The 3747-nt window shown below is 69.4% G+C and carries 3 protein-coding genes; 2 read left to right on the top strand and 1 reads right to left on the bottom strand.

Annotated features, from left to right (window positions below):
• A partial coding sequence (locus RTM68_RS17610; protein ID WP_312173459.1) for a nucleoside hydrolase occupies nt 1-891 on the top strand: 891 nt, incomplete at its 5' end.
• An 11-nt stretch (nt 892-902) separates the two neighbouring features.
• Here the strand turns inward: RTM68_RS17610 and RTM68_RS17605 are convergent.
• Complete coding sequence (locus RTM68_RS17605) at nt 903-1868, bottom strand: serine hydrolase domain-containing protein (RefSeq protein WP_312173456.1); 966 nt, start codon at nt 1866-1868, stop codon at nt 903-905.
• Between the two features lie 67 nt (nt 1869-1935).
• On the opposite strand from RTM68_RS17605, the gene RTM68_RS17600 reads away from it, so the two are divergent.
• Nucleotides 1936-3711 (top strand): ABC transporter ATP-binding protein, encoded by a 1776-nt coding sequence (locus RTM68_RS17600; RefSeq protein ID WP_312173454.1) that lies wholly within the window; start codon nt 1936-1938, stop codon nt 3709-3711.
• Nucleotides 3712-3747: the final 36 nt, after the last annotated feature.

Below are 3747 nucleotides of genomic sequence, written 5' to 3'. Positions count from 1 at the left end.
ATGATCAACGACGATCGACGCACTCGCCGCGTCATCATCAACTCCGACGTGAAGAACGAGGCGGACGATCAGTTCGCCATCGTGCACGCGCTTCTCTCGCACACGCTCGACGTGCGCGGTGTGATCCCCGCGCACTTCGGAACCCACCGCACGACCGAGTCTCTCGCGGAATCGCGGGCGGAGCTCGACCTGGTCCTCGGTCTGCTCGATCTCGATCACGAGGTGCCCACGGCCGACGGGGCACCGGGAGCGCTGCCCGACGAGCAGACCCCCATCGACAGCCCCGGCGCCCGCCTGATCATCGAGGAGGCGCGGCGCACCGATGCCGGGCCGCTGTTCATCGCGTTCCTCGGCCCGCTCACCGACATGGCGTCGGCGCTCCTGCTCGCGCCCGACATCGCCGACACCGACACGACCGTGATCTGGATCGGGGGACCGCCGTACGGCGACCTCGTCTCGGTCGGCTCGTGGCCCGAGTTCAATCTCCGCAACGACATCGCCTCGGCGAACGTCGTGTTCGACTCCGGCATCCGCCTCTGGCAGGTGCCCTCGAACGTCTACCGGCAGGTCAACGTCGGGTACGCCGAGCTGGAGACTCGGGTCGAGCCGCACGGCGAGCTCGGGCGCTATCTCGCCCAGCAGGTGGTCGACTTCAACTCGCGGTTCCACCGCGTGGCCGTCGAGTCGCGCTCGCTCGGCGACTCACCGGCGATCGCCCTCATGATCGACCCGTTCTGCGCCGCGATGCGCCGGCAGGCCGGGGTGCGCTTCACAGCGGACGGGCACTATGAGCCCGCGGACCCGGAGCGCGAGATCCTGGTCGTCGAGAGCGTCGACGTACGGTTCCTGCTCGAGGACATGTTCGCCAAGATCGCCCGGCACGCCGGCTGACCGCGGCGGGTCTAGAGCGCCGCCACGATCGCGTTGTCGAGCTCGTCGGCGTCCACTCCCGGCCGCACGGCCGCGTTCGTCAGCAGCACCCAGGCGATGCCCGCCTCCGGATGCACCCAGAACTCGGTGCCTGCCCATCCGCCGTGGCCGTAGGTGTCGCGGTCGATGAGTCCGGGGGCGCGGGAGCGCAGGTTGACAGTGAATCCCCAGTCCTGGCCCCGCTCGTCGGGGTACGGGTCGAGGCGGGGGATGCCGCCGGTGAGCGGCCGGCGCATCATGGCGAGACCCGCGGGCGACAGGATGCCGTCGCCGGAGCCGTCATGGATGCGCAGCAGCTCGGCGCCGAGATGCAGCAGGTCCTCGGCGCGTCCGAGCAGTCCGGCTCCGGGAGCGCGCGTGGCATGGAAGCGGTCGAGGTCGAGCCCGCCCGCCGCGGCATCCGGCACGCCGACCGACTCCGCAGTGTCGAGGGTGAGGCCGATCGCGCCGATGTCGTGGGCCCATTCGAGCGTGCCCGCATCCCAGGTCGTTCCGGTGGCGTGGTCGATCATGGCGGCGATGCCCTCGAAGGCGAGCGTCGAGTAGCGCGATGCGGTGCCTGCGGCGAAGTCGCGCCCGCGGGTGAGCAGTTCGTGGCGCAGCGGCACGGCGGTGTCGAGCGGGGGCTCCGAGATCCCCGACGTGTGAGAGGCGAGGTGCCACAGCCGCACGATGTCATCGCGAGAGGTGCCGAACTCCGGCAGCGCTGCGGAGAGCGGGGTGTTCGGAGTGAGCAGGCCCCGCTCGACCGCCCTCATCGCCGTGATGCCGGTGAGCATCTTCGTGATCGAGAACAGCGGGTAGACCGCGTCCGTCGCCGCGCCGAAGCCCTCGAGATCGACGATTCCCTCGGCGGTCGCGACGCCGACGACGGCGGTCGGCAGGCGATCGGCCTGCACGTGACGACGGGCCCAGTCGAATGCGGCGTCAAAGCTCATGCGTGTACTCCCGGCGAATCAGGTGGCCGCGCTTTCGTGGCGACAGTGTTGACCCTACGATAGAACCATGGCACAGAAAGCGCTTTCCCACCCGACCGCGCTCATCGACGGGCGGCATCCGGCGCGCTCCGTGCTGCGCCTCGTCGCCCGCCGGCCGTGGCGTCTCACCATCGCGATCACCGCCTTCGCCGTCAAAGAGATCCCGATGTGGTTCCTGCCCGTGATCACGGCGGCGATCATCGACGTCGTGGCGACGGACGGCGAGGTGAGCGAGGTGCTGTGGTGGTTCGCGCTCGCCGCCGTGCTGCTGCTGCAGAACTATCCGAACCACATCATCTACACGCGCAACTTCATGACCGTGGTGCGCGACCTCGGCGCCGACCTGCGCAACGCCCTCACCGCTCGGCTGCAGAGTCTGTCGATCGGGTACCACACGCGCATGAGCTCCTCGATCGTGCAGACCAAGGTCGTGCGCGACGTCGAGAACGTCGAGCTCATGCTCCAGCAGGTCACGCATCCCCTGCTGTCGTCCGCCATGGTGATGATCGGCGCGCTCGCGATGACGGCGATCACCGTTCCCCAGTTCCTCCCCGTCTACGCCCTGGCCGTGCCGATCGCCATCGGCATCCGGTACGGCATGCGCAACCGCTCGCAGCGACGCAACGAGATCTTCCGACGTGAGATCGAGACGCTGTCCGCCCGCGTCGGCGAGATGGCATCGCTGATCCCGGTCACCCGCGCGCACGGACTCGAGTCGACCGCCATCGACCGCGTCGCCGGCGGCGCAGACGGCGTGCGTCGTGCGGGTCTCGACCTCGACCTGCTGAACGGCAGGGTCGCCTCGATCTCGTGGGTCGCGATGCAGGTGCTCGGCGCCGCGTGCCTCATGCTCGCCGCGGTGTGCGCCCTGACCGGGTTCCTCCCCATCACCCCGGGTGAGGTCGTGATGCTCTCGAGCTACTTCACGCTGCTGACGGGCGGCCTCACCCAGCTGCTCATGCTCATCCCCGTCGGCGCACGCGGACTCGAGTCCGTGCGCTCGATCGCGGAGGTGCTGCAGGAGCCCGACGTCGAGCAGAACTCCGGGAAGCGTGTGGTCTCCTCCGTCACCGGCGAGATCGTGCTCGAGTCCGCGTCGCACCGCTATGCGGATGCCGAGGAGGATGCGCTCGTCGAGATCGATCTGCGCATCGCGCCGGGCGAGACGGTCGCCTTCGTCGGCTCGTCGGGGTCGGGCAAGTCGACCCTCCTGAACCTCGTTCTCGGCTTCGTGCGGCCCACGACCGGTCGGATCGCGCTCGACGGTCAGGACATGCAGGAGCTCGACCTGCGCACCGTGCGCCGCTCGATCTCGGTCGTGCCTCAGGAGTCGGTGCTGTTCGAGGGGTCGATCTTCGACAACATCGCCTACGGGATGCCCGACCTCACCCCCGACCGCGTCGAGCGTGCACTGCGCGACGCGAATGCGTGGGAGTTCGTGTGCGAGCAGCCGCACGGCTGGGACACGGTGGTCGGTGAGCGAGGAGCACGGTTGTCGGGTGGCCAACGGCAGCGCCTGGCGATCGCCCGCGCTCTCGTGCGCGACCCGCGCATCCTGCTGCTCGACGAGGCGACGAGCGCTCTCGATCCCGAGTCGGAGGGGCTGGTGAAGGACGCGCTGGAGCGGCTCATGCGAGGGCGCACCACGCTCGTGGTCGCGCACCGCCTGTCGACGATCCGGCAGGCCGACCGCATCGTCGTGCTCGAGCACGGCCGCATCGTCGAGCAGGGATCCCACGACGATCTCCTCGCCGCCGACGGGCGATACGCTCGGCTGCACCTGGTGCAGAGCGGCATGAGATGACCGACTTCCCCCGTCCTGAGGAGGACAGATGACCCC

Origin of the sequence: Microbacterium sp., assembly GCF_031988965.1 — a bacterium.
Lineage (GTDB): Bacteria > Actinomycetota > Actinomycetes > Actinomycetales > Microbacteriaceae > Microbacterium.
The sequence above is the reverse complement of the archived record's forward strand: the minus strand, read 5'-3'. Positions and strand labels throughout refer to the sequence as shown.